At 36.5% G+C, this 25,775-nt stretch carries 25 protein-coding genes; 9 read left to right on the top strand and 16 right to left on the bottom strand.

All coding sequences use genetic code 11. The features are described 5' to 3' along the window. Positions 1–3 precede the first annotated feature (3 nt). Entirely contained in the window at positions 4–2,433 is a 2,430-nt protein-coding gene (gene parC / locus A9C19_RS10425) for a DNA topoisomerase IV subunit A (protein WP_072579887.1), read from the top strand. 198 nt (positions 2,434–2,631) lie between these two features. On the opposite strand, the gene A9C19_RS10420 is transcribed toward parC, so the two are convergent. Both A9C19_RS10420 and A9C19_RS10415 read right to left on the bottom strand, forming a co-directional pair. Further along, entirely contained in the window at positions 2,632–2,973 is a 342-nt protein-coding gene (locus A9C19_RS10420) for a hypothetical protein (protein WP_072579886.1), read from the bottom strand. A gap of 116 nt (positions 2,974–3,089) precedes the next feature. After that, positions 3,090–3,623: a GbsR/MarR family transcriptional regulator gene (locus tag A9C19_RS10415; protein ID WP_072579885.1), complete on the bottom strand. Its 534-nt coding sequence runs from the start codon at positions 3,621–3,623 to the stop codon at positions 3,090–3,092. A 283-nt stretch (positions 3,624–3,906) separates the two neighbouring features. Here A9C19_RS10415 and A9C19_RS10410 point away from each other — a divergent pair, with 283 nt between their 5' ends. From A9C19_RS10410 to A9C19_RS21995, 5 genes are all read left to right on the top strand, one after another. Beyond that, complete coding sequence (locus A9C19_RS10410) at positions 3,907–5,160, top strand: quaternary amine ABC transporter ATP-binding protein (RefSeq protein WP_072579884.1); 1,254 nt, start codon at positions 3,907–3,909, stop codon at positions 5,158–5,160. After that, a complete protein-coding gene (locus A9C19_RS10405) occupies positions 5,160–5,999 on the top strand; it encodes an ABC transporter permease (RefSeq protein ID WP_072579883.1) in 840 nt (279 codons plus the stop codon). The genes A9C19_RS10410 and A9C19_RS10405 overlap by 1 nt, the downstream gene beginning before the upstream one ends. A gap of 19 nt (positions 6,000–6,018) precedes the next feature. Further along, on the top strand, positions 6,019–6,912 hold the full coding sequence (locus A9C19_RS10400) for a glycine betaine ABC transporter substrate-binding protein (protein WP_072581837.1): 894 nt from the start codon (positions 6,019–6,021) through the stop codon (positions 6,910–6,912). A gap of 584 nt (positions 6,913–7,496) precedes the next feature. Then, positions 7,497–8,243, top strand: a complete 747-nt coding sequence (locus tag A9C19_RS10395) for a ZIP family metal transporter (protein ID WP_267888755.1) — start codon at positions 7,497–7,499, stop codon at positions 8,241–8,243. 449 nt (positions 8,244–8,692) lie between these two features. Continuing rightward, positions 8,693–8,866, top strand: coding sequence for a hypothetical protein (locus A9C19_RS21995; RefSeq protein WP_199445821.1), 174 nt, complete (start codon positions 8,693–8,695; stop codon positions 8,864–8,866). Between the two features lie 10 nt (positions 8,867–8,876). Here the strand turns inward: A9C19_RS21995 and xerS are convergent, their stop codons facing one another. Then, positions 8,877–9,959: a tyrosine recombinase XerS gene (gene xerS, locus A9C19_RS10390; RefSeq protein ID WP_072579881.1), complete on the bottom strand. Its 1,083-nt coding sequence runs from the start codon at positions 9,957–9,959 to the stop codon at positions 8,877–8,879. Between the two features lie 475 nt (positions 9,960–10,434). On the opposite strand from xerS, the gene A9C19_RS10385 reads away from it, so the two are divergent. Beyond that, positions 10,435–10,728 (top strand): Dabb family protein, encoded by a 294-nt coding sequence (locus A9C19_RS10385; RefSeq protein ID WP_072579880.1) that lies wholly within the window; start codon positions 10,435–10,437, stop codon positions 10,726–10,728. Between the two features lie 172 nt (positions 10,729–10,900). Here the strand turns inward: A9C19_RS10385 and A9C19_RS10380 are convergent, their stop codons facing one another. After that, complete coding sequence (locus tag A9C19_RS10380; RefSeq protein WP_072579879.1) at positions 10,901–14,005, bottom strand: DEAD/DEAH box helicase; 3,105 nt, start codon at positions 14,003–14,005, stop codon at positions 10,901–10,903. Positions 14,006–14,138: 133 nt separating this feature from the next. On the opposite strand from A9C19_RS10380, the gene A9C19_RS10375 reads away from it, so the two are divergent. Beyond that, complete coding sequence (locus tag A9C19_RS10375) at positions 14,139–15,443, top strand: alkaline phosphatase family protein (protein WP_072579878.1); 1,305 nt, start codon at positions 14,139–14,141, stop codon at positions 15,441–15,443. 22 nt (positions 15,444–15,465) lie between these two features. Here A9C19_RS10375 and A9C19_RS10370 read toward each other — a convergent pair whose 3' ends face one another. Both A9C19_RS10370 and A9C19_RS10365 read right to left on the bottom strand, forming a co-directional pair. After that, positions 15,466–15,693 (bottom strand): hypothetical protein, encoded by a 228-nt coding sequence (locus A9C19_RS10370; protein WP_072579877.1) that lies wholly within the window; start codon positions 15,691–15,693, stop codon positions 15,466–15,468. 69 nt (positions 15,694–15,762) lie between these two features. Next, positions 15,763–16,083, bottom strand: a complete 321-nt coding sequence (locus A9C19_RS10365; RefSeq protein ID WP_072579876.1) for a hypothetical protein — start codon at positions 16,081–16,083, stop codon at positions 15,763–15,765. Between the two features lie 518 nt (positions 16,084–16,601). On the opposite strand from A9C19_RS10365, the gene A9C19_RS10360 reads away from it, so the two are divergent. Next, positions 16,602–17,126: a CBO0543 family protein gene (locus tag A9C19_RS10360; protein WP_072579875.1), complete on the top strand. Its 525-nt coding sequence runs from the start codon at positions 16,602–16,604 to the stop codon at positions 17,124–17,126. Positions 17,127–17,251: 125 nt separating this feature from the next. On the opposite strand, the gene A9C19_RS10355 is transcribed toward A9C19_RS10360, so the two are convergent. Genes A9C19_RS10355 through A9C19_RS10310 form a run of 10 tightly spaced genes read right to left on the bottom strand, consistent with a single transcriptional unit; the run spans position 17,252 to position 25,764 of the window. After that, the gene (locus A9C19_RS10355) at positions 17,252–18,073 is read right to left on the bottom strand and encodes an energy-coupling factor ABC transporter ATP-binding protein (protein WP_072579874.1); all 822 of its coding nucleotides are present in this window, start codon (positions 18,071–18,073) and stop codon (positions 17,252–17,254) included. A gap of 22 nt (positions 18,074–18,095) precedes the next feature. After that, a complete protein-coding gene (gene cbiQ / locus A9C19_RS10350) occupies positions 18,096–18,872 on the bottom strand; it encodes a cobalt ECF transporter T component CbiQ (RefSeq protein WP_072579873.1) in 777 nt (258 codons plus the stop codon). Positions 18,873–18,880: 8 nt separating this feature from the next. Further along, entirely contained in the window at positions 18,881–19,159 is a 279-nt protein-coding gene (locus A9C19_RS10345; protein ID WP_072579872.1) for an energy-coupling factor ABC transporter substrate-binding protein, read from the bottom strand. Positions 19,160–19,161: 2 nt separating this feature from the next. After that, entirely contained in the window at positions 19,162–19,911 is a 750-nt protein-coding gene (locus A9C19_RS10340; RefSeq protein ID WP_072581836.1) for an energy-coupling factor ABC transporter permease, read from the bottom strand. A 24-nt stretch (positions 19,912–19,935) separates the two neighbouring features. Then, complete coding sequence (gene bluB / locus A9C19_RS10335) at positions 19,936–20,592, bottom strand: 5,6-dimethylbenzimidazole synthase (RefSeq protein WP_072579871.1); 657 nt, start codon at positions 20,590–20,592, stop codon at positions 19,936–19,938. Between the two features lie 18 nt (positions 20,593–20,610). Further along, positions 20,611–21,516, bottom strand: a complete 906-nt coding sequence (locus A9C19_RS10330; protein ID WP_072579870.1) for a GHMP family kinase ATP-binding protein — start codon at positions 21,514–21,516, stop codon at positions 20,611–20,613. Continuing rightward, positions 21,507–22,076, bottom strand: coding sequence for a nitroreductase family protein (locus A9C19_RS10325; protein WP_072579869.1), 570 nt, complete (start codon positions 22,074–22,076; stop codon positions 21,507–21,509). The genes A9C19_RS10330 and A9C19_RS10325 overlap by 10 nt, the downstream gene beginning before the upstream one ends. After that, the gene (gene cobA / locus A9C19_RS10320) at positions 22,064–22,849 is read right to left on the bottom strand and encodes a uroporphyrinogen-III C-methyltransferase (protein WP_072579868.1); all 786 of its coding nucleotides are present in this window, start codon (positions 22,847–22,849) and stop codon (positions 22,064–22,066) included. Before cobA ends, A9C19_RS10325 begins: the two co-directional genes overlap by 13 nt. A 28-nt stretch (positions 22,850–22,877) precedes the next feature. Continuing rightward, positions 22,878–24,389 carry a cobyric acid synthase gene (locus tag A9C19_RS10315; protein ID WP_072579867.1) on the bottom strand — a complete coding sequence of 504 codons (1,512 nt, stop codon included), beginning with the start codon at positions 24,387–24,389 and terminating at the stop codon, positions 22,878–22,880. Then, positions 24,382–25,764, bottom strand: coding sequence for a cobyrinic acid a,c-diamide synthase CobB (locus tag A9C19_RS10310; protein WP_072579866.1), 1,383 nt, complete (start codon positions 25,762–25,764; stop codon positions 24,382–24,384). The genes A9C19_RS10315 and A9C19_RS10310 overlap by 8 nt, the downstream gene beginning before the upstream one ends. Positions 25,765–25,775 lie beyond the last annotated feature (11 nt).

Below are 25,775 nucleotides of genomic sequence, written 5' to 3'. Positions count from 1 at the left end.
GTTTTGGCAGAGTCAGTAGAAATATTTCGAGATTTACCTCTTGAAGATGTAATTGGTGACCGTTTTGGTCGTTACAGTAAATATATTATTCAGGATCGTGCACTACCTGATGCACGAGATGGCTTAAAGCCTGTACAACGTAGAATTTTATATGCGATGCACGTTGATGGGAATACAAATGATAAAAATTACCGAAAATCAGCAAAAACAGTCGGAAACGTAATTGGTAATTATCATCCGCATGGAGACACATCTGTTTATGATGCAATGGTGAGGATGAGTCAAGACTGGAAAGTACGTAATCTTTTAATTCAAATGCATGGTAATAATGGAAGTATTGATGGTGATCCTCCAGCAGCAATGCGTTATACCGAAGCAAGACTTTCTGCTATTGCATCTGAACTATTACGAGATATTGAAAAAGAAACGGTTGAATTCGTACCTAATTTTGATGATACAAGTAGTGAGCCATTAGTCCTTCCTGCGATGTTCCCCAATTTACTTGTAAATGGTTCTACCGGGATATCAGCAGGCTACGCAACAGAAATTCCACCTCATCACCTTGGGGAGGTCATCGATGCTGTCATCAAGCGAATGGACAATCCTTCTTGTACAGTAGATGACTTAATGTCAGTAATAAAAGGTCCTGATTTTCCAACTGGCGGTATTATTCAAGGTGTAGAAGGAATAAAAAAAGCCTACGAAACAGGAAAAGGGAAAATTATTTTACGAGGAAAAGCGGCAATTGAGGATGTACGAGGTGGCAAGCAACAAATCGTCATCACAGAAATTCCTTATGAAGTAAACAAAGCCAATCTTGTCAAACGTATGGATGAGTTCCGAATTGAACGAAAAGTAGAAGGTATTGCAGAAGTTCGAGACGAAACGGATCGTACAGGCTTACGAATAGTGGTTGAATTAAAAAAGGATGCCAATGCAGAAGGCGTTCTACATTATTTATATAAAAATAGTGACTTACAAATTCCTTATAACTTTAACATGGTAGCGATCCATAATCGTAGACCAACTTTAATGAGCTTACCAAAGATACTAGATGCCTATATTGGACATCAAAAAGAAGTTGTGACAAATCGCTCGAATTATGAATTACGTAAAGCACGTGAGCGTCAACATATCGTTGAAGGTTTAATAAAAGCATTATCGATTTTAGATGAAGTTATCGCGACAATTCGTGCTTCAAAGGATAAACGTGATGCGAAGGATAACTTAATTTCAAAGTATCAATTTACAGAACCTCAAGCGGAAGCAATTGTATCGTTACAGCTTTATCGTTTAACTAATACAGACATAACTGCTTTAACAAATGAAGCGGAAGAGCTTGATAAAAAAATTGATGAGCTAACAAGTATTTTAAATGATGAAAAGGTGTTACTAAAGGTTATTAAAACAGATCTAAAAAAAGTGAAAAAGACGTATGCTGATGCTCGTCGTTCTGTTATTGAAGCTGAAATTGAAGAAATAAAGATTAACTTAGAGGTTATGATTGCTTCAGAGGATGTTATTGTGACAGTAACAAAGGATGGCTATGTGAAGAGAACTAGTCAACGTTCTTATGCAGCGTCAAATGGTCAGGATTTTGGAATGAAGGAAACAGATCGTTTGTTATATCAATTTGATATAAACACGACAGAAGTTGTTTTGTTATTTACGAACAAAGGGAATTATCTATATTGTCCAGTACACGAATTGCCTGATATCCGGTGGAAGGATCTTGGTCAGCATATTGCTAACATTATCCCGATTGACCGTGATGAAGAAATTTTAAAGGCAATACCAGTGAAGAACTTTGAAGAACCGCACTACTTAACGTTTATTACAAAACAAGGAATGGTAAAGAAGACGGAGCTAAGTCAATATAAAGCTCAAAGATATTCAAAACCACTAGTAGCTGTTAACCTAAAAGGCGAAGATCAAGTTGTCGATGTACATATTACAAGTGGGAAGGATGACTTATTCCTTATTACTCATCTTGGATATGGCTTGTGGTTTACCGAGGAAGAAGTGAATATCGTAGGTCCAAGAGCAGCTGGTGTGAAGGGAATTAATTTAAAAGAAGATGACTATGTAGTAAGTGGTCAAATATTAACACCGAATAAAAAAGCGTTTTTGGTCATTGCCACTCAAAGAGGAGCAGTGAAAAAAATGACATTAACAGATTTTGAAAAATCATCTCGAGCAAAACGAGGCTTAATCATGTTGAGAGAGCTAAAAAATAATCCTCATCGGATTGTGGGGGCTCATATTGTTTATGGTAAAGAAGTATTTGTTGTAAAGACAGGCCAAGGTATCGTTCAGGAAGTAGATATTCAATCATTACGAGCAAATGATCGTTATAGCAATGGATCATTTGTAGTAGATGAAGAGGATTCAGGCTCTGTCAGTGAAACATGGCTAAGCAAGCCACAAGAATAAAAAAAGGTATGGTCTCCCTAGCGGGACCATACCTTTTTATGTCAGTAGATGCTTAAGCTAATTATGCTTTTTTGTTAAAAAGTTCACTCAATGCATGGAAAATCTCGATACCTTGATATGTGAATAAGCTAATAGCTGTCGCAGAGAATAATATAATAGGTAGAAATCTAAGAATAAACATCTTTTTAGCCTCCTTTATTAAATGTATATTGAGGAAAGATGTTTATTTGATAAATACGAAGATTGATAGAAAACGGCATGTAACATACATTTTAAGTGTAAAGTAAGGTTTTTTTGTCGGTGGATAAAAAGCATCGTCACCGCAAGAAGAATAAACTTCATTTCCATAGCATGTGATTGAAAGAACAATGGAATGTTTTTACTGCTTTCATCACTTAGTTTTAAGGAAAAACCTTCTTCAACCTCAACAGCTAGGGTGTTAGTATGCATATAGGCATCCATTGTAACGTTTATTGAAAAGACAGAAACAATGAAAAACCATAATAAAAGCCCATATGTCCATTTATTTAGCCGAATCAATAACGTCACTCCCTTGCTATTCAATACCGATATCATAAACCTTTTTTAGCCATTTGAAAAGTAATATATATTGACATTTTTTTGTTCTAAATAAGAGGTAGATTACCAGATGTAACCTACCTCTTTTTAGGAACAAAGTCAAAGATTTCATGAGATTCAAATTTATCAACTAAACGATTCATCCAATCATAATACTCCAATGATTGATGTAATTTAGTTATATCACTTTTCACTTCCATTTCAAGCTCTTGAGACAAGTTCTCGTTTTCTAAAAGATCATTAAGCTCATGTAAAGATTTTTCAATGGCGGACACATTAATAATGACCCCATTTCTCCATTTAATGGTCATAAAATCAATAAATGTTTGATACCAATCTTCTTGAACTTCATAGTAATCCTTCCTCGATCCTTTTACCCATACTTTATCAACCATATTAATATCCATTAAACTTCTAACTGAAGTACTCATACTTGTCTTACTCATTTCTAATTCATGTTTCATTCCATCAAGTGACATAGGTTGATTCTGAAAATAGAGCAATCCCCAAAGTCGACCCACAGAAGGTGTCACTCCATATAAATTCATATTTTGAGATATAGCTTCAATAACTCGTTCGCGAGCCTTTTCAATGATTTCTTTATCGTGCAAACCCTTTCACATCCTTTTCTTATAATCTAGCATACATACAACCCTATGTAATGTAAAGGGAATCAAATAAGAGCATATTGAAGGGATTCTAAGAATTCGAAATATAAAGTACGTACAGTATTTTCTGTACAAAGTTTACAAGAGTATTTCAGGATATTTACGCTTTGTCATGAATTTGTCATATATTTATACTAGTAAGAGTGTTAGTTAGTAATCATTTACTATTGACAAAAGGGAGATGATATCTTTTAAACGTTCATAAGTAAAATAACGAGGTGGAAAAATGAGTAATAATGTTCAACCATTTAAAATTAAAGTAAGTGATGTTAGTAAGATTTTTGGAAAACAGTCAAAAAAAGCTGCGCAGCTTTTAAAAGCTGGTAAGACAAAGCAAGAGATATTAAAAGAAACTGGAGCAACTGTCGGTGTGAATCAAGCAAACTTTGAAGTCTATCCAGGTGAGATTTTCGTTATTATGGGACTCTCGGGGAGCGGGAAATCGACGCTTGTTCGAATGTTTAACCGATTAATTGAGCCGACAAGTGGACAGGTCTTTATTGATGGACAGGACATTGTTTCTATGAATAAGGAACAGTTAAGAAATGTCCGCCGTGAAAAGATGAGTATGGTCTTTCAACGATTCGCACTATTTCCACATCGAACAGTCCTAGCGAATACAGAATATGGCTTGGAAATACAAGGTGTAGAAAAAGAACAACGTAAACAAAAAGCATTAAAATCATTAAAGCTAGTTGGACTTGAAGGCTATGAAAATCAGCTACCAAGTCAGTTAAGTGGTGGAATGCAGCAAAGGGTAGGTCTTGCAAGAGCATTAGCAAATGATCCTGACATATTGTTGATGGATGAAGCGTTTAGTGCATTAGACCCTCTTATTAGAAAAGATATGCAAGACGAATTGTTAGAGCTTCAATCAACAATGGAAAAAACAATTATTTTCATTACACATGATTTAGACGAGGCTCTAAGAATTGGTGATCGCATTGCACTAATGAAGGATGGGAATATAGTACAAATAGGTTCTCCTGAAGATATTTTAATGAATCCTTCAAATGAATATGTCGAACGATTCGTTGAGGATGTAGACCTATCGAAGGTGTTAACAGCAGCTCATGTCATGAAGCGTGCTGAAACAGTTCAGGTAGAAAAAGGTGCAAGAGTAGCTCTGAAAATCATGCAAGACAACGGTATCTCATCTGTATATATTGTAAACAAACAAAAGAAATTAACAGGTGTAGTATCTGCTCAAGAAGCTAAACGTGCTATCGAAGAAAACAGATCACTAGAAGATGTTGTTGAAAAGAATGTGACAATTGTTTCACCAGAAACATTGTTAATTGATCTTTTTGAAGATGTATCAACCTCTACAACACCAGTTGCAGTTGTTGATGATCAAAATCGTTTAAAAGGGATTGTTATTAAAGGTGCTGTAATTGGAGCTTTAGCTGGAAATAGTACATATATAAATGAAGTTGAAAGCAATACACTCCCTGATCGTGTAGAAATGGAGGTATTGTAATGGAAAACATCTTACCAAAGCTACCACTTGGGGATTGGATTGATGCCTTAGTAGCATGGCTAGTAGCAAATTTCGAACCTTTATTTGAAGGAATTGCTACAGGACTTGAATCGTTTGTAGAGGGTATCGTTCTAGGCTTAGGAGTTGTCCCAATCATTTTATTAGTCATCATTATTAGTATAGTAGCTTGGAAGGTTGCTAACTGGAGAATGGCCGTGTTTACACTTATTGGCTTACTACTAATTGATAATCTTGGATATTGGGAAAACATGCTTGATACAATAGCACTCGTATTAACTTCAGTCGGCATATCTATAATTCTTGGTATTCCGATTGGAATATGGGCGTCTCAAAGTGAAGTCGTTAGTAAAATTGTTACGCCATTATTAGACTTTATGCAAACAATGCCAGCATTTGTTTATTTATTACCAGCTATTTTCTTTTTTAATATTGGTGTAGTACCAGGTGTAGTTGCATCCGTTATTTTTGCAATGCCACCAACCATTCGTTTAACTATTCTAGGGATAAAGCAAGTTCCAGAGGATTTAATTGAGGCAACACAGGCATTTGGCTCTACTACAAGTCAAAAACTACTAAAAGTACAGCTGCCATTAGCCTTGCCAACCATAATGGCAGGGATAAACCAAAGTATTATGTTAGCTCTATCAATGGTAGTAATTGCATCAATGGTTGGTGCACCTGGGTTAGGTGCAGATGTTTATCGAGCAGTTACTCAATTACAAACTGGTAAAGGTTTTGAAGCTGGTCTAGCAATCGTAATCATTGCGATTATACTAGATCGGATTACTCAAAATATAGGAAAAACAAAAACAAATTAGGGGGAAATGAAAAATGGTAATGAGTTCAAAATTTTCAAGACTAACAGTCGCTTTAGGATTAACGTTAGGATTAGCAGCATGTAGTGGTGGAGAAGAAACAAGTACAGAAGGCAGCAATGCATCTATTGGTGAATCACTAGATTATAAGATTACAGGAATTGATCCTGGTGCAGGTATCATGAAGGCAACAACGAAAGCTATTGAGGATTACGAGCTAGAAGATTGGGAAGTAATCGAAGGCTCTGGTGCAGCCATGACCGCAGCATTAAAGAAAGCGTATGATAAAGAAGAGCCGATCATCGTAACTGGCTGGACACCACATTGGAAATTCTCTAAATTTGACCTAAAATATTTGGAAGATCCTATAGGTGTATACGGGGAGGAAGAAACGATCCATTCTATTGTACGTAATGGCTTGAAAGAAGATTTACCTAATGTACATAAAGTTCTTGATCAATTTCATTGGACGCCAGACGACATGGGAGTCATCATGAGTGCAATACAGGATGGTGAAGAACCTGAAGCGGCTGCTGCAGCTTGGATTGAAGAGAATGAAGACAAGGTTGCAAAGTGGACTGAAGGTGTAGAAGCAGGGAATGGAGAAGAAGTTAAATTCGCTTATGTCGCTTGGGATAGTACGATTGCTAGTACGAACGTTCTTGCAAATGTATTAACAGACTTAGGCTATGATGTAACACTAAGCCAAGTTGAAGCCGGACCGATGTGGGCTGGTGTAGCGGATGGAAGTGTTGATGCTCATATTGCTGGGTGGTTACCCTTAACACATGCAGACCAATATGAAAAATATGATGGTCAATTTGAAGATTTAGGTCCAAACCTAGAAGGAGCAAAAACTGGTTTAGTTGTTCCAACTTACATGGAAATTGATTCAATTGAAGACTTAAAAGAATAAATAAGTAAGTAAAAAATCCACGTAATTAGTTCAAATGACTAGTTACGTGGATTTTTTTGGAGAAAATGCTAAATCTTCGAGGTATAGAACATATGTTCCTTGTGGAAGTGCTATGGAAAGTACAATCGTGAGGCTGAGAAATTAGCTTAGCTAACATAAGATTGGTTAATTGGTACATTAAATAGGGTAATTGACCAGAATATCGATAAAAGAGTACTTATAATGAACATAACTGGTAAAAAATGACTAGTTACAAGGATGTTTTAGGTGAAATATGCTAAAAATACGAGGTGGAGAACAAATGTTCTTTTTTCCTGTAACTAAAGTTGAATTATTAGAATCGGGCCAGTAAAGATCTTCATTTAGAGAAGAATGTTGTGTAAAAGGAGGGAATTTTTTTGAGTATTTTGAAGAAGGTATGAGTTATCTTTTTTACATACTTGAAAAAAAGGTATAGAATCATCTATACAGCCTTTATCGTTCAAATTAAACCTGTAAAAAGAGGAGGTATTAACTTGATTGAATGGTTCACTACATTGTCTCCTGTTTCACAGGCAACCTTGGGAACGCTATTTACATGGGGAATGACTGCGTTAGGGGCGGCATTGGTGTTTACTGTAAAAACTGTTAATCATAAATTTTTAGATAGTATGATGGGCTTTGCTGGTGGAGTAATGATTGCTGCTAGCTTCTGGTCTTTACTAGCTCCTGCACTTGAAATGGGGGAGGGAGGAAGTCTACCTTCATGGATCCCAGCAGCAATAGGGTTTCTGTTAGGTGGTATATTCTTATTAGTCATTGATAAATTATTACCTCATTTGCATCCTGAAAAGCCGATAGAGCAAGCAGAAGGAATACATCCTGCCAATAAACGTCGAAGTACTTTATTGGTTTTAGCAATTACTCTTCACAATATCCCTGAAGGATTAGCAGTAGGGGTAGCGTTTGGGGCAGTGGCAGTAGGATTTGAATCTGCAACATTATCTGGTGCAATTGCATTAGCGATTGGAATAGGGATTCAAAATTTTCCTGAGGGAGTGGCTGTATCAATGCCATTAAGAAGAGACGGGATGTCAAGGAGAAAAAGCTTTCTCTATGGACAATTCTCTGGCATGGTGGAACCAATTGCAGCTATAATCGGAGCACTAGCAGTTGTATTTGTAGAACCGATCTTACCATATGCACTTAGCTTTGCTGCAGGGGCTATGATTTTTGTTGTTGCAGAAGAGGTTATTCCAGGCTCACAGGAAAATAACAATACAGATTTAGCATCGATGAGTTTAATGATTGGTTTTGTAGTGATGATGATATTAGATGTATCATTAGGGTAAAAACCATCATTACTTGTAACAAATTTTATTTTCTGTCTCATTTACTTAAGTAATCTTAGGTATTGAGACGGGAATTATTAAAAAAGATTAACTTCCGAGAATATATATTATGTAAACTAGAATTTAAAATACTCGTTTTACTGTTCTGTAACCAATTGTACTCTCACTTACTATGCTCTAATATCTACGTCTTTGTCAGGACATCTCATTCGTCTTTTTCTTCTAACACCTGTTACTTATCGGGTCTTCACAAGCTCTACCTTCGCCTTTTTATCCATACATTTGTATTAAGGCTTCTTTTGATCAATTTATTCATTAGCTAGATATGAAAACGTTCACGTGGTTTTTTTATGATTAAATTAGTGTTTATATGTTAAAAATTAAAAATATAACTGAACTATCCACTCATTTATGAGATAATAAATATTATCTTAGAAAGTTGGTAAACAATGAAAAATAAACATAATAAATTTGAAGTTAATGAAAAGGTCGTTCTTAAGGCCTCAAAAGAAACGGTTACAATTAGCAAATACAGTTATGTTGCAAATATGAAAAGATACTCTTATACACTAAAAGAGTATCCAAATACATTTTATTTTGAAGAGGAAATTGAATCCATTTAATTCATTGGCATTACTTATCTTTAGGCATATCCATTCGGTCTACTGCACTTTTTAGATCATCGTTTCTTATGTGTGTGTAGATCATGGTTGTTTGGATAGAGGAATGGCCGAGCTGTCTTCTAAGTTTTGGTACATCGTTTATTTCAGAGTGATAGCGTGTAGCAAAGGAATGCCGTAATTTATGGACAGATAATGAGGGTTTTCCGAAAGCATTTGCGTATTTTTCAATTAGTTTCTCAATTGATCTTGCTGTTAATCGCCTTGATTTTCCTTTAGGTCCCATAGAAGCCGCAACGAATAATGCTTTGTTGTTTTTTTCAACTTGATAACGTGCTTCGCGGATGTTTAAATATTCTTGAAGATCATCCATAGCGATTTTACTAAAAAATACGTATTGCTCTTTATTACCTTTACGAATAACACGGGCAGAATATTTACCAAAATCAATATCATCTAGGTCAAGGTTTACAACCTCTGAAAGCCGTAAACCTGATCCTAAAATAAGTGAGACTATAGCTGTATCACGCTCTTGGTTAACTTTGTAGAAGTTATGAAGCTTATTATTCTCTTTAACCATTTCTCCGTATTCAAAAGCAACAAACCTTCTGAATTTCTCGTATTCATCTCCAAGAAGAATTTTACCTTCCATTTTGTTCGCAATGGTTTCCATGCTCTCCTTAAGCTCATTAAATTCTATTTTAGCCATAACATTTCGCTGTAAATAAGGCTTTAAATCGCGCGTTTCTGCAATATTTTGCAAATAATTAAATAGAGATTTTAGTGCAGATAACTTTCGGTTTACCGTGATCTCTTTATTATGTAGTTCATACTGCAATGCATGTAGAAACCCTTCAACTTGCTGAACTGTTAGTGTTTCTAAAAGCTCTAAGGGAATCTTCTGAACTGGCCCATTATAAAACTGCTCAGCCACAAGCCATTGAAAAAAGATCTTATAGTCATGACAATAATTAAGCAGTGATGCTGCAGATAATTTTCTACGCTTATGGTCAATGTATTCTTCAACATACCAAGGTAGATCTTTAAGAAGTAGTTTGAGTTTTTTGTAATGCTGTTGTTGAGATTCATTAGCCATTATTTAAACACCTCGATAAGTGAAATTCTAATTATCATTGTAATGTAAGTTAATTATTACGTCAAATTTATATTTTACGTAATAATGTAGATTGACCTATATGATCTATAGATAATGGTCTACCCTTCATGTGGCAAATAAATGACCATCCCTCAACAGCTACTAACATGATAGTCTGTTGCACGAACTATATTATTAACTCAGAAAGTTAGTTAACTTTTGAAATGAAATAGACCTAATCCTGTTTTCTATTATATGTTAACTATCACCAAATGAAATTAAATTAATCAGCCCATACTTGACGATATGTCAAGAAACCTAATGAAGTCTTCTATCTTTACAATCTCAAGGCTTTTACCTACTCATTTAGATGGGAAGTTTGAGTTACTTTATAATTACTCTGTAAGTCTTCAAAATCGCCCTCCAATAGTAACGTATGCCATAATGAGTTGAATAGTTAAGAGGAGGAAATAACATGGTAGAACATATAGTCCTATGTACATTCAGTGAACAAACAACAGATGATCAAAAAAAGGAAGCTATTTCTCGCTTAAAGGCTCTTAAGGAAGAAATTCCTGGAATTATTGATATTCAAGCAGGTATGAACTTCTCTGATCGCAATAAAGGCTATGAAGTTGGATTAACGGTACGATTTGACGATCGTGAAGCTCTTGAAGTATATGGTCCTCACCCAAAGCATCAAGCTGTTTTAGCCTATTTGAAAGAAATCGGAATTACCGATTTAATATGTGTTGATTTTGATTGCTAAATTATTCTAAGGTGTCTGCTTCTTGTCGACAAATATAAGACGAAGGCTACTGAAGCTTAATACTAGAACAATTAAAAAAACGCCAACTAGTTGGCGTTTTTTTAGGTAATTCACTCTTTATCAGTAGAAAAATTTTATGGAGGGGGATTTGCGACCCTCTTCAAAGACAGTATTATTTTAATAATTCTTTGACCTCATCTACATTAAAGCTAGTAAGCTCCCCTTTTTCAAAATCCAACAGCTCTTCGACAAGATTCCGCTTTTTCTCCTGTAAATCATTGATCTTTGTTTCAATTGTCCCTGATGTTAGTAATTTAATGACGTGAACAGTGTTTTTCTGACCAATTCGGTGTGCTCGGTCTGCTGCCTGCTCCTCTACTGCAGGATTCCACCATGTATCATATAAAATCACGGTATCAGCACCAGTTAAATTAAGCCCGGTCCCTCCTGCTTTAAGAGAAATTAAGAAAAAATCCCGCTCTCCTTGATTAAATCGATCACATAACTTCACTCGTTCATCCGCTTCTGTTTGACCATCTAAGTAAAAGAAGGTTGTGTCATTTTCGGTAAGCTCTTTCCCTATTAAATCGAGCATTTTTGTAAATTGTGAGAAAATGAGTACTCGCCTACCAGCCATTTTAGCTTCTTTGACTATGGTGAAAAGATGATTAAATTTGGCGGATCCCCCCTTATATCCATCTACAAAAAGCTGAGGGTGACAGCAAATTTGACGTAAGCGAGTTAATCCTGCTAGAATTTTTATCCGATTTTTATAAAAGGTTTCCTTATCTAAATGTTTTAAGGTGTCGTGTCTTAATTTAGCCAAGTAAGCTGTGTAGAGCTTCTTTTGCTCTGGAAGTAGTTCTACACTTTCAGTTATTTCTTTTTTCTTCGGAAAAGCGTCTAGGACATCCTCTTTCATTCTTCTCAAGATAAATGGACGAACGCGAGTCGTAACGGCTTTTTTTGAAAGTTGACTAAATTCTTTTAAACCGAGAAAAAGGTTAGGAAATACAACATGAAAGATAGACCATAATTCTTCCCTTGAATTTTCAATGGGTGTTCCTGTTAAGGCGAAACGATTTTCTGCTTGTATTTTCTTTACCGCTTTTGCCGTTTGAGTTAATGGATTCTTAAAGGCTTGTGCTTCATCAAAAATAACGGTCGAGAATCTTTGTTTCTCATACCATTTCTGATCCTTTCTTATTAATGGATAGGAAGTAATCACTACATCTGCATCTATCCACTTACTTTGAAGTTCCGTACGTTTTTGTTTCGGTCCGTCAAAAACCACGGCTTTTATTTCAGGTGCAAACTTTTTACACTCATGTAACCAATTGTAGGTGACCGACGAAGGGCTAACGATTAAAACAGGCTTTTTTTCATATCGAATGGTGTTAAGCTCTGATTGGATAAAGCTTATACTCTGAATGGTTTTTCCGAGTCCCATGTCATCGGCTAAGATTCCTCCAAATCCATAATAAGAGAGAGTTTTCATCCAGTTAAATCCCTGTTTTTGATACTCTTTTAAAATTGTATTTAATGGATCAGGTATTGAAAACGTCAATTTCCCTGGATTTTTAAGCGTGTCTAAAAATTCTTGGAATGAAGCTTCTAACATAAACGCTGAACTACCTTCTACGTGGTCTAATAGCTCTAAAGCTTGATTTATAGGGACTGAAACCCCTAAAAGAAGGTCTTGACCATCCACTTGTGCGGATCGAAGAAAGGCTTGTATTTCCTCCACTTCTCTTGTTTCTAATGAAAGCAAGGAACCATTGCGTAAACGATAATATTTTCTTTTTTGTTCTAATGCTATAAGAACTTCTTTAATTTCTTCATTTGCTATCCCTTTTAAATCAAACGTAAATTCTAGCCAGTTTGTTCGTTCTTTGTTCATTTTCACTCGAATTTGAGGCTTGAAGGTCCCTTTGAAAATCCGATTTCTAACAGCAGTTGTTGCATAGATTCGAGTCAATTTTTCTAGCTTTGGCAGTAACGTTGTTAAAAAATGATATTCTTGTTCTTCATTTTGTAAATAGTAGCCTTCTTCTGTTTTGACAAAATTGGCTTCTTCCATAATAGATAGGATGATCTCTTCTTTTTTAGTATCCCTAACAATAAGTTTGCTCGGTTCTTTCTTTTGAAAAGGAGATAGAATGATGTTTTCATAATGGAAATCTAGTCCTGCTAGTAGTCGGTTTTTCACCCTGTCTAAATAAAGTTTAGCTACGAGGGGTGCTTTAATGAGAGAATTGGTTATATTGTCGTCGATTAAAACATTTCCTAACTGTTTTAAGCCTGGTACCACCTTCTCTAAAAAGAAGCCTAATTGGTTGTCCATAATTGGGATGAATTCACGAGCTTGTTTTGTCATATTTTTTAGTTCAGAGAGCCTTTTGCAATCATGATAATTCAATCGAAAAAGCTTACCCTCTATCACTACACATTCATACTGTACGAGAACCTTTGCTTTATGAATAGAGGGTGTGTGTAATGTATATCCCTCTGGGTCACCTTTCTTTAAAAGGAAAGATAACGGTAATTGCTCTTGTCTAACATACGCTTTAAAAAATATTTCCCCATCCTGAACATTGGTATTTTCTAATGGTAGCTTTTCTTCTATTTGACGCCAGGCTGCTGGAGTAACAATGAGTGCATTCTCTTCGTTCGTAGAAGATAGCTCATTATCAATCATGTCTATAAGAAGCCATAGGATTTGATTAGCGCTTTGTTCAAAGCAATGATTATCAGGATTATAGGTGAAAGTTGAAGAAATCCTAAATGGTTCTGAACCCTTTATCCTTTTAAGCAATTCCCTGCTTTTTTCTACTTTGAGCTGATTTATAAAAAGAGTGACACCTATGACATGATGATTAGGTGCCTTGTCTATAAGGTGAAAGGTAAAGCGAGTATCTAACACTTCACGTGTTTCAAAATGACGTTGATGCCCACTCTCTTTTTTTGATTCTTTTTGGAATAAGGAGAATAAATCATTTGATTGTTTATGCTGAATAGCAGTTAGTACGGCTGCAACATGCTGACAGTCCTTGTTATAGGATGCTAGCTTCGGACAGCTACACTCTGTGTGAATCTTACCGTTTGTAGGTACTACTAGGAAAACATTAAATTCCTCGCTTCCAACTACTACTTTCGCTTTACATTCTTCTTCTGAATAGCTTTCTATCAACACTTTATTTGAACGATAAAAAGAATCCCCCTTTTTGAAGGAGACCTCACCGCATCGTGCTTTTATCATTTGTTGAGTAATCTTCATGTTGTGTGCCTCCCTCCTATCTAGAGGTTTTCTTTTTTAACTTATTGTATCATATCAAACTTATTACATATAAATCTTATAGCCTATATAATGAGAAAAGGTGTATAAGTCATTCTTTTTGGGAGGTCTTAATATGGAGAGAGTTACTGATCATTTAATTGTTATCTCATTTGATTGCTTATCTTCACTTGATTTTCATATGCTTAAGGAGCTACCAAACTTTAAAAACCTATTGTCTAGGAGCGCATTCTGCAAGAATGTTGAAACGATTTATCCATCCGTTACTTATCCATGTCATACTACCATTGTTACAGGGAACTTTCCTAATACACATGGAATCGTTAATAACACGCTTTTACAACCCGGTGTCCTTTCTCCTGATTGGTACTGGCATCGAAAGTTTATTACAGGTACTACACTTTATGATGAAGCTAGAAAAGCTGGATTAATAACTGCAGCTCTCCTATGGCCTGTCACTGCCAAGGCCAAAATCAAATATAATATGCCTGAAATTTTTGCAAATCGTTTATGGCACCATCAAATCGCTGTTTCGTTATGGAATGGCAGCCCATTATACCAATTAGAAATGAATCGAAAGCATGGTCACATTCGCAATGGCTTAAGTCAGCCTGAATTAGATGACTTTGTAGTAGAATCGACGGTCTCCACTATTATCTCAAAAAAACCAAATCTTTTACTCGTTCATCTTACAGACCTAGATACACAAAGACATTATCACGGATTTTCCTCTGAAGAAGCCAAAGCTGCTCTTTATCGTCATGATCAACGATTAGGAAAGATTATTGGAGCAATAAAAAAAGCTGGATTGGAGGATAGGGCTACTATTGTTGCATTAGGAGATCACAGTGCGCTTGATGAGTCTAAGGCTATTCATCCTAACGTTCTTCTTAAGGAAATGGGATTACTAAAGGTTAATAATAAGGGCAAAGTCATTGATTGGAAAGCATATTGTAAAAGCTGTGATGGCTCTGCTTATATCTATATAAAAAATCAAAAAGATAAAGAAACGAAAGAGATGGTTGTCAATTTGTTTGAAAAGTTACTAAAAGAAACAAAGAATGGAATCGAACAGGTCTTTACTAATGCTCATGCAAAAGAAAAAGGAGCAGACGAATTAGCATTCTTAATGATTGAAGCAAGACAAGGCTTTTATTTCAAGGAATGCCATGATACATCGTATATTCGGTCAATCACCAAAGAAGATGTAGAAGAACGGCGGTATACATATTGTAGTCATGGCTACTCACCTGCCAAGGAAAAGTACACAACCGTTTTCATTGCAAAAGGTAAAGGCATTCGCCCCGATACAGAAATAGCATCCATGCATCTAGTTGATGAAGGTCCAACCTTTGCTACATTATTAGGGGTCAATTTAGGCGAAACAGATGGGCGGTCTGTGGAAGAAATCATAATATAACATATAAAAGAAAAGAATCTAGTTAGATTCTTTTCTTTACTTCTTCTCTTATCTTTTCAAGAAGAGAATCAGATAGATTTGCTGGTAAAGAATGGTTGTTATCGTATACCCATGCATTTAACATCTCTAGGTCTGCTTTTTTAAAGGTAACACTATAATCTTTCTCATTATGGGTAAAGTTTGTTGTAACAGATTCTTCCGCATAAAAATCGTCATCAATTATTATATGAGTAATGTTAAGTTGCTCCATTGCTCATCCTCCCAAATCATGGTAAGTAAAGTTGTTAGGCTTATCATATCCTTTAAAATGTGGCTTTACTCACATTAATTCCTCAGCAAGTAATTGATAAGAAGTAAGTTTATCATTTAATGAATAAGTCATCGTGATCGTCATCAGTTCATCTGCTTTCGTATGCTCTTGAACTACTTTTAATTGATTTCCTACTTCAGTTGGATTTCCAATAATCATTTTATCTTTTAAGGATTGTAAGGTTTCTTTTTCATTATCATTTAAGGAGTAATTTTTAGCTTCGTGTATGGATGGGATCCCTTCCTTCCTCTCTCCCTTATTTTGTTGAAGCGTCCAAATCAGGGAGCTTAAGTCAATTTCCTCTGCCTTTATAGGATAGTCCGGTTTCACCTGCTAAAGCTGCACTCTTTTTATTTGTTCCTAAAAGCCATACTTCTGGTTTGATTTCAGGAAGCGGCTGTGGAGTAACTTTTACATGTGGGTGATCACGAGGAGAATCGTTTTCAATGAAGTGGAGTAGGTCCCTAATCAGATCGGGTAGCTTCCACACTTGCTGTAAAAAATGAGCGGATAGTGCATTGTAGCGCTATCATGATAGTTTTTTAGTCGATACATTGAACGTGACTGAAATTTTTACAGTTTGGTTCTGCTACTCTTCTTGATAACTTGAAATTAGGATAGGATAATCAATTATCACGATTTTTGATACGTCATTCACTTTGAAAGTTCCTTTTCATTTTTCTTCTCATCGTCATACAGTGAAATAAGGTAAGATAGCAAATAATCGAACTTATAAGGTTATTTTGGATATCTCTGTTTATAATAAGAATACTTTCAAATACATCTTTGATTTTGTATACTCACCCGATTATCGTATACTTACTATCTTGTATATAAAGGACGAACCTATGTATACCGTAACTCAAGCTGCATTTATAATAGCTGTATATAAATTAGCGGATCTTAAACAGTGGAAAGATTTTCATCCAACACTACTATATGTTTGTGTGCTTAATTTACTTTATAACTATATAACGGCTAATTATCAATTGTGGAAATTGCATCCAGATTTCTTTTCAAACCATTCGATAACAGATATTATGAATAGCATTATTTTATTACCAGCCATGAGTTTCTTGTTTTTATCTCATTACCCTAGAAATAAAGAGAAAAAAGCCATTGTCTTGTATTATATAAAATGGATTATTGGCTCTGTCTTAATTGAAAGTATCTTCGTGGTAACGGACAGGATTTCCTTTCATAATGGCTATCATTTTTGGATGGAGCCCTTCTTTTATACACTAATGTTTACGTTTATTCGATTACATTATAAACGTCCACTCTTAACTTACGTATTGTCTTGTTTGGTTGTCCTTTTTTTCATTTGGTATTTTAATGTCCCAATCGGAACCCCAATTGATGAGCGTAATTAAGTTGAAATGGGATAGTGTAAATCTAGTAAGAGAATAGCGAGAAAGAAGCCACTTGGAAGTAACCTCTTAATGCTATGGAATGTGAAGTAAGGGGGGATATCATTCAGAAAAAAATCCTCTTCTTATCACTTAATAGATGAAAGCTTAACAAAGAGCTCTTCTTTAGATCTAGGATAATCACTGCGTGAAGTTAAATGCTCATATACCTCCATCACCCAAGGCTGAGTCAAATGACTTGTTTGTAAAATATCTTTTTGTTTAAACACGTCAACAGGAGAACCGTGTGCAACTATACGTCCATTATGTAAGACAATAATTTCGTCTGCCCACTCATAGGCTAAATCTACAGAGTGTGTGGAGAGGAGAATGGTCCTATCTTCATCTTGTAGCTCGTGTAGAATCATCATCATTTTTTTTGAGTAGTATGGATCTAGCCCTGCCGTTGGTTCATCTAAAATCATGAGTTCGGGACCCATAGCAATAATTCCAGCGATGGCTACACGCTTTTTTTGTCCAAGACTTAGAAAGTGAGGTGGTTTGTCCTTGAGTGTATCTGTCTCTGTTAAGCTAATGGATTTTTCAACAGTCTCCTGAATTTCTTCTTTTGTGAGCTTAAGGTTTTTAGGGCCAAATTGAATATCTTCATATACACTAGTGGAAAAAAGCTGTGAATCTGGATTTTGGAACACAATTCCTACTTTTTGTCTGAGCGCTTTTATTTCCTTACGTGTGTACGTTATCTTTTTTCCTTGAAGAAAAAACTCCCCTTCAGAAGGCTTTAAAATTCCATTTAATAAAAGAAATAAGGTTGATTTTCCTGCTCCATTGTTTCCAATTAGTGCAATCTTTTTCCCTTTTTGAATCGAAAGAGATATGTTCTTTAACGCGGTAGTCCCATCAGGATATTGATAAGTAACATTTTTAAATGAAACGATCGATTTATTCATGGAGATACCCCTTTTATACTCTTTACAAGCATACAGTTAGTAGAGTTAATAGAATAGCACTAATTCCAATACCTGCTATATGGAGGGTTCGATAAGATTGATGAATGTCTACGTCATATAAGTATTCATCTCCACCTCTACTGTCTATAGCGATTTGTAGTTCTTTAGCGGTTGTAAGTGATTTAATAAAAAGATTAGCTACAAGTTGGGCTAATGCCCCTATTGAACCTTTAAAATGCTGGTAGCCTAGTCGGCTTGCTTGAGCCACATAGATTTCCTGCATTGTAGCTAATAAAACAAAAATAAATTGATAAGTGAACCCTATTAACTCTATGATTAGCTTTGGGAGCTTTACTTTCTGTAAAACCCACATGAATTGATGTAACGGTGTTGTAAGAATGAAAAAATATAAACAACTAACACTTGATAGCACAGTTGCTGCTAGCTGTAAGGTTTGATGGAAACTAAACCTACTTATATAGAGGTTCCAAGAAAAGAAGTTTGTACTCCAAAGTGTTTCTACAGGTAATTTTTCCTCTGGAGCGATTGAAAATAAAATTGTCACTAAACTTGTGAGTAGGAAGAGAGACGGAATTGTTAATAATTTTAGATAGTGTAAAATATGAATCCGCCCTCCTGCTACAATAATGACACTCATCACGATAAAGGTGAAACTTGTAACCCATATATCTTTCGTTAAGATAGAAAACAGTAAAAAAAGTCCGGAGAAGCTGACCTTTTCGACTGGATGTATATGTTTTAATGGACTAATATGAGCGTATTGGTCAATTTGTAGCATGTGCCGACTCACTGTTTAGACGAGTACTTTCTTCGGGCACGTCCAAATCCAAAGAAATATCCAATGAAAATAGCACCAAGTGCGGCTTGCAGTGAAAACAATAAGCTTTCTGTTTCACCTCCGGGAGGCTCCCAAAAACTTGAAAACCAAGGCTCGTAATCTGGTGCAATCTCAGTAATTGCTTTCTCCGCTTGCCCATCTGCTCCACCAAAATCTGTATCTTTATGTATGAACAGTGGAACTACCGCTAAAATTACAACAAAGAAGAACATAACTAGGTTTTTCATGGTTACTGTGCCTCCTTAATTAACTTAAGTTGCTTTAACTCAGTTGTATTATATTTGGTTAAAATATTCATCACAATTACAGTTAATAAGCCTTCACTAATTGCAAGTGGTATTTGAGTAAGAGCAAAGATACTTGCAAACTTTGTGAAGGATGCAATGAAACCACCAACCTCAGCTGGAAAAGCAAGGGCTAATTGAATTGAGGTAATGAAGTATGTCCCTAAATCTCCAAGCATAGCTGCTAAAAAGATGGATAGAGTGAAAGAAAGACCTATCTTCTTCGCAAATGTAAAAACTCCAAATACGATAAATGGACCTACAACAGCCATTGAAAAAGCATTGGCACCTAATGTGGTTATACCACCATGTGCAAGCAATAATGACTGAAATAATAAGACGATTGTTCCTAATACGCTCATAGCTGTTGGTCCAAACAATATTGTTCCAAGGCCTACTCCAGTTGGATGTGATGAGCTTCCTGTTACAGACGGAAGCTTTAATGCTGATAAAACAAAGGCAAAAGCTGCTGAAAGTCCTAGCATGGCTTTTAACTCTGGGTTATCAGTAAGCTTCTTTTGAATACTTCGTAATCCGATGATAATAAATGGTATTGTTATGACCCACCAGAATATTGCCCAGCCTATTGGTAAAAAACCTTCCATGATATGCATGGCTTTAGCTTCTTGAAAAGAATTAACCCAAAAATAGCAAGTGAATCCAGTAAGAATGAGTAATGTTGGTAGATTGTTCATCTTTAACACAGTTCTTTTCCTCCATTATGTAGTCGGGTGTTTCCCCCATTTTTCATAAAAAATGACTGTATTTATGTTTCTTCTTTTCTCCCAGTTTGCTGTTTCAAGTATTGGTTTTGTTGGATAATGTTCTGTGTAGCCTATTGAAAGTAAAGCCACTGGTTCAATATGTGGTGGGATCGCTAAAATATCTCGAATGTCATTTTTTTTATAAAAGCTAACCCAGCCTGTTGCTAAGCCTTCAGCGCAAGCAGCAAGCATCATATTTTGAATGGCACAGGCAGTGGACATGATATCTGTTTCTGGTATCGAATTGCGACCAAGAACATGTGAACCACCTCTTGTAGGATCACATGTAACACAAATTGTATAGGGAGCATCTATTAGTCCTTCAATTTTTAAGGATAAGAACGTTTCAGCCCGATTGTTGTCATCTTCGTAATGGATACTTAATGCTCTTCGTTCCTTATCAGCTGCCCAGGCAAGCTGTTTTTTCACTTCATCAGATGAAATAATAATAAAGTTCCAAGGCTGCATAAAGCCAACAGATGGAGCATAATGTGCAGCCTCGAGAATTCGATATAAGGTCTCTATGGGAATAGAATCTCTTAAGAAGCTTCGTATATCTCTTCTTGTTTTTATCACTTGATATATGGCTTCTTTCTGTTGTGAAGAAAACAAATTAGTTTCACATCCTTCTTAGAGAGATGGTAAAGGTTGAGATAATTGGTTTACATTTGTATAAAAAATGGGACTTAGCCCCGTTCTTCGGTTAAAGTCTAGTAAAATTTCTTCTTGATACATTTGTTCCTTCGTATCAAAAGCAGGATTTTTTAAGATTCCGAGCATTGTTCCACTATGTGCAGTAAGTAGGCCGCCACCTAAACAGGCTGAAAGCTTTTCAAACTCTTCAAAATAAGGCTTTTCACACATATGTTGGTTAATACGAGTACTCATAGTGGATGCACATAATATTGAGCCTAAATGTTGTTGAAGTATCCCTTCTTTTACAAGCTGATACGCTTGCTTTAACTCATTTAGTTGGGTCAGAGTATAGTTCTTTTCTTGTTGATTGTATCCGAGCGTATCCACTGTTCCACCAAGGTCAAACCCGATCAATTGCCATGGTGGCAGCTGGCCAAGCTCCTCTATCAATTGACCATTAATATAATCATAGGCGACAATGTCTCGATACATCACTCCATCAGTAGGCTCAATTTCACAAGCAATCTGTGAGATTAATTCCTTTGTTAAAGGTAGTGAAAAGCTATTAGCTACAGCTCTCATTGCCGCAATAATATCGGCAGAGCTACTAGCCATGCCCTTTCCCTTAGGAATGGTCGATAAAAGTCGCAGCCTGCCCCCTCCTTTTTGATTAAAATAGGCTAAGAGCTTATTGCAGGCTAATGCCGCCTTTTGATGAGCTCGGGTTTCTAATACCATCCCGCATTCATTATCTGGAGTGAATAAAGCAATGGACCTCAACTCTGATATGGGAAAGGTAATCAAAAAGGGTTGATTATTTTTGATGCCTTGGACAAGCTCACCAAACGTTCCGTTACAGCTTCCTTTCCCATAGCGTGCGGAGGTTTTTTTTATAGCCATACGGTCTTTTCTTGGTAAGATGTTCGTTTTGGCTGTTTCATATTTTCGATCTTGATCGGATCTGGATAGCCAATAAACACATTTCCGATGACTTTTTTGTTTTCGGGAGATCCTATAAAAGTGTGAATACGTTCATCATGAACTAAACCAACGCCTCGTGTCCTCCATACAAAACCTAAATCGAGTTCTCTAGCCGCAAGCCACATCGAATGGATTGCACAGGAAACAGCATATTCATTATCTCTAGTAGCCGCTTCATCACCAGGGACGATATCCGCTGTTATAATCATGTGAACAGGAGTCGTTTTTAGAACGTTTAAAGAGCTTTCCACAAGATATGGTTTAGTGGGAAAACGCTCTTGTAAGTAATCCGTAGCGAGCTTCTCATAACGTTTTTTTGCTTCTCCCTTTATGACATAGAAGGTCCAAGGCTCTCTCATTCGATCGTTTGGGGCCCAAGTAGCTGCGTCAAGAAGAATGTTTAGTTTTTCCTCCTCCACATCCTTTTCTAGATAATCCCGAATTGCTCGGCGATTTTTCAACTCTTCTATAACTGACATAATTCCTCTACCTCTCGTAATTGTTTTTTTTCAAACCAGTTGATTTTTTCTCTAAGCTTAACCACTTCCCCGACAATGATAATGGAGGGATGCTCCATTTTTTCTTCTTTCACAATGTCTTCAATTGTATGTAATGTACCGGTAACCGTTCGTTGTTTATGAGTGGTTCCCCATTGGATAACAGCTACAGGTGTGTATGCGTGACGACCATGTTCAATTAGCTTTGAACAAATGGTATGAATGTTACCAACTCCCATGTAAAAGGCAAGTGTGTCAATTCCTTGCGCAAGAGCAGGCCAATTTAATGTATCTTGTTTTTTTTCTGCCCGGCCATGACCTGTAACGAGTGCAAAGGAAGAGGCATAATCACGATGAGTGACCGTTATGCCCGCATATGCTGGGGCAGCAATTCCTGATGTAATCCCAGGAACAATCTCATACGGAATATCATTATCTGCAAGAATTTCTGCTTCTTCTCCTACACGTCCAAAAACACAAGGATCACCGCCCTTTAAGCGTGTGATAATTTTCCCCTCAAGAGCTTTTTCTACCAGTAATTCGTGAATTTGCTCTTGGATCAATTCGTGTTTACCGGGGAGCTTACCGCAAAAAATGAGCTCTGTGTTTAGTTTTGCATGCTTTAATAAGTCTTTGTTAACGAGGCGATCATATAAGATGACGTCAGATTTTTGGATACATTCTAGTCCATAAACCGTTATTAGCTTTGGATCACCAGGACCTGCACCAACAAGATAGACATGTCCTTTTATCATAACCATCCCTCTCTTTCATTTCGTTTTCTTATGTTGCTGCTTGCTGATATTCCTTCATTTTTGTTTCAATATATTCAAGGTCTACATGATGTCGAACATGATCTGCGAGTCGATCATACGCTTCCTCGCGGATATCTACGTAGGAAGGGCGGCGATAGATCGGCGCTAAACCTTTAAACTCGCGAATATGATTTATATACGATTCGCGAAATGGATCATTATGAAAAATACCATGAAAGTAAGTGCCAATGATTTTTTCGTTATATGACATACACCCGTCTAGTTCTGTCGTTTTTTTTATAAAAGGTTTTATATTACCCTCAAACTTTGTGATTCCCATATGAATCTCGTAGCCTTTCACTTCAAATCTATTATTTTGGAAGATGACGATTCCCTGAGATAAGGTCGTTGTTTTTTCCTTCGTGATAGTTGTTTGAAGCGGCACAAATTGTAAGCCTTTTGAAGTAACAAAAGGAGATTCAATAGATAAGGGGTCATGTACCTCTGAGCCAAGCATCTGATATCCGCCACATATACCAAAGAAAAAGGTGTTTCCCTTCTGACGTAAGGATTCAAGCTTATCTGCAAGTCCACTATTCTTTAAGAAAAGTAGGTCCTCAATCGTATTTTTACTACCAGGTAAAATAACAAGGTCTGGCTGTTTTAACTCTTTTGCAGATGAAACATAGCGTATATGGCAATCTTCTTCTACTGTAAACGGATCTAGATCAGTAAAATTTGAGATTTTTGGATATTGAATTACGGCAATATCAATTTCTTTTTCACTATTTTGTTTATGAGTATACTGGTTTAATATCACTGAATCCTCTGCATCTATATTTAAGTTAGGGAGATGTGGAATGACCCCTAGAACTTTCTTTCCTGTATATTCTTCAAACCAGCTAAGACCTGGCTGTAAAAGGGAAAGGTCCCCTCTAAACTTATTAATAATCACGCCGATAACCCGGTTATGATCTTCCTTCTCTAAAAGCTGAAGTGTTCCAACTAAACTAGCAAAAACACCTCCTTTTTCAATGTCACCAATTAAAACAACTGGGGCATTGGCCATCCTTGCCACACGCATGTTCACGAGTTCGCGGTCATTTAAATTTACTTCAGCAGGACTGCCTGCACCTTCTATGACAATACGATCATACCTTTTATTTAAGTTTATGAGAGATTGCTGAATGAGCTGAATCCCTGTGTCAAAGAAGTCTCTCCGGTATGCACCAGCCTCCATATTCTTAAAAGGCTTCCCATGGACCACGATTTGTGATTCATTCTCGCGATTTGGTTTAATGAGAATGGGATTCATATCGGTTGTAGCTTGGATATTTGCTGCCTCGGCTTGTACTCCCTGTGCACGACCAATTTCCTTTCCATCGACCGTAATATAGGAATTTAGAGCCATGTTTTGTGATTTGAATGGGGCTGTTTTATACCCATCCTGTGAGAAAATCCGACAAAATGCTGTAACAATAACACTTTTTCCAGCATCAGAATGAGTCCCTTGAAACATGATAGGTTGAGAGCTAGGCATAGGCTTTATGTTCCTCGCATGCTTTAATCCAGCGTTTAACCATCTCAAGACAAGAAGCAAAATGGAAATGTGTATAGCCTGCAACGAGATTCCCCTTTACATAGCCTTCTTTCTTTATGCCACGCATTCCTTTTGTTTCATATGCATGAAGGAACTCAGTATCTGCTTTTGAGTGAAATGTACTGTAATGAAATTCATGTCCTTTTGCTTGGTGCCTTTCGCTAAGTAGAAAATTCCTAGAATGCCCGGTGATTTCTCTGTAACCAAGTGCTGCTAGCTTTGTTTGCATGTGCACTTGACCAGGAATTAAGTCGACCATTTGATAGGTTTCTTTTTTGGTTGTTGTAATGGAGCTTGTTAAGTACATAAAGCCTCCACATTCTGCAAGGGTTGGAAGTCCATTTTCAATAGCTTGTTTGACGGAAAAGATCATCTCTTTGTTTTCGGCTAGCTTACTTGCGTATTCCTCTGGAAAGCCACCACCAAGATAGATTCCGTCAAGCTCATTAGGAAGTTCTTTATCACGTATTGGTGAAAAAAAGACAAGTTCAGCACCATGGGATTGAAGGATTTCTAGATTTTCAGGATAGTAGAAATTAAATGCCTCATCCTTGGCTATTCCTAATTTAATGGAGGGTGAGTTTCGCTTCGAAAACAAAGAAGGATTCGCTGTTTGTTGAAGAGTTGGAGCTTTTGCTAGCTCGAATAATTGTTCCATATCAACAGTGCTATCTACAAGATCTCCAAGCTTTTGAAAGAAAGGATCTAATTCTCCTCGTTCAATAGAAGGAATAAGTCCAAGATGACGTTCAGGAATCTCAATATCAAGCTCACGCTTCATATATCCAACGACAGGAATACCACATTCTTGTTCTATTGCCGTTTTGACAAGCTTATAATGACCTTCACTACCGACTTTGTTTGCAATAACACCGACAATATTTGCTCCTTCAGAAAGAACTTGAAACCCTTTTACAATGGCGGCAGCACTCCTAGCCATGCTCGCGCAATTGACGACAAGCAAAACAGGACTTTGAGTAATCATACTTATGTCAGCTGTACTACCTACGTTATGTTTTGGGTTTTTACCGTCAAAAAATCCCATAACCCCTTCAATAATGGAGATATCTGCACCTATACTTCCATGAGTGAAAATATCGATCACCGTTTCTTTTGGAAGCATCCAGCTATCTAAGTTTCGGGATGCTCGCTTTGTTACAGCTGTATGATAGGAGGGATCAATATAGTCAGGTCCACATTTGAAGCCTTGTACAGTTAATCCCTTTTTCATAAAAGCAGCCATTAAGCCAATTGTAAATGTTGTTTTTCCAACACCGCTTCCAGTTCCTGCTATTACAAGACGATGATTTGTCATAGATTCATAAC

This window comes from Bacillus weihaiensis (assembly GCF_001889165.1).
Lineage (GTDB): Bacteria > Bacillota > Bacilli > Bacillales > Bacillaceae > Metabacillus > Metabacillus weihaiensis.
This window is presented reverse-complemented; position numbering and strand designations above follow the sequence as displayed.

Coding starts and splice junctions, on each gene's coding strand:
- A9C19_RS10410 (WP_072579884.1), top strand. CDS start 3,907: ATGAGTAATAATGTTCAACCATTTAAAATTAAAGTAAGTGATGTTAGT.
- A9C19_RS10405 (WP_072579883.1), top strand. CDS start 5,160: ATGGAAAACATCTTACCAAAGCTACCACTTGGGGATTGGATTGATGCC.
- A9C19_RS10400 (WP_072581837.1), top strand. CDS start 6,019: ATGAGTTCAAAATTTTCAAGACTAACAGTCGCTTTAGGATTAACGTTA.
- A9C19_RS10395 (WP_267888755.1), top strand. CDS start 7,497: ATGACTGCGTTAGGGGCGGCATTGGTGTTTACTGTAAAAACTGTTAAT.
- A9C19_RS21995 (WP_199445821.1), top strand. CDS start 8,693: ATGAAAAATAAACATAATAAATTTGAAGTTAATGAAAAGGTCGTTCTT.
- xerS (WP_072579881.1), bottom strand. CDS start 9,959: ATGGCTAATGAATCTCAACAACAGCATTACAAAAAACTCAAACTACTT.
- A9C19_RS10385 (WP_072579880.1), top strand. CDS start 10,435: ATGGTAGAACATATAGTCCTATGTACATTCAGTGAACAAACAACAGAT.
- A9C19_RS10380 (WP_072579879.1), bottom strand. CDS start 14,005: ATGAAGATTACTCAACAAATGATAAAAGCACGATGCGGTGAGGTCTCC.
- A9C19_RS10375 (WP_072579878.1), top strand. CDS start 14,139: ATGGAGAGAGTTACTGATCATTTAATTGTTATCTCATTTGATTGCTTA.
- A9C19_RS10370 (WP_072579877.1), bottom strand. CDS start 15,693: ATGGAGCAACTTAACATTACTCATATAATAATTGATGACGATTTTTAT.
- A9C19_RS10360 (WP_072579875.1), top strand. CDS start 16,602: ATGTATACCGTAACTCAAGCTGCATTTATAATAGCTGTATATAAATTA.
- A9C19_RS10355 (WP_072579874.1), bottom strand. CDS start 18,073: ATGAATAAATCGATCGTTTCATTTAAAAATGTTACTTATCAATATCCT.
- cbiQ (WP_072579873.1), bottom strand. CDS start 18,872: ATGCTACAAATTGACCAATACGCTCATATTAGTCCATTAAAACATATA.
- A9C19_RS10345 (WP_072579872.1), bottom strand. CDS start 19,159: ATGAAAAACCTAGTTATGTTCTTCTTTGTTGTAATTTTAGCGGTAGTT.
- A9C19_RS10340 (WP_072581836.1), bottom strand. CDS start 19,911: ATGAACAATCTACCAACATTACTCATTCTTACTGGATTCACTTGCTAT.
- A9C19_RS10330 (WP_072579870.1), bottom strand. CDS start 21,516: ATGGCTATAAAAAAAACCTCCGCACGCTATGGGAAAGGAAGCTGTAAC.
- A9C19_RS10325 (WP_072579869.1), bottom strand. CDS start 22,076: ATGTCAGTTATAGAAGAGTTGAAAAATCGCCGAGCAATTCGGGATTAT.
- cobA (WP_072579868.1), bottom strand. CDS start 22,849: ATGATAAAAGGACATGTCTATCTTGTTGGTGCAGGTCCTGGTGATCCA.
- A9C19_RS10315 (WP_072579867.1), bottom strand. CDS start 24,389: ATGCCTAGCTCTCAACCTATCATGTTTCAAGGGACTCATTCTGATGCT.
- A9C19_RS10310 (WP_072579866.1), bottom strand. CDS start 25,764: ATGACAAATCATCGTCTTGTAATAGCAGGAACTGGAAGCGGTGTTGGA.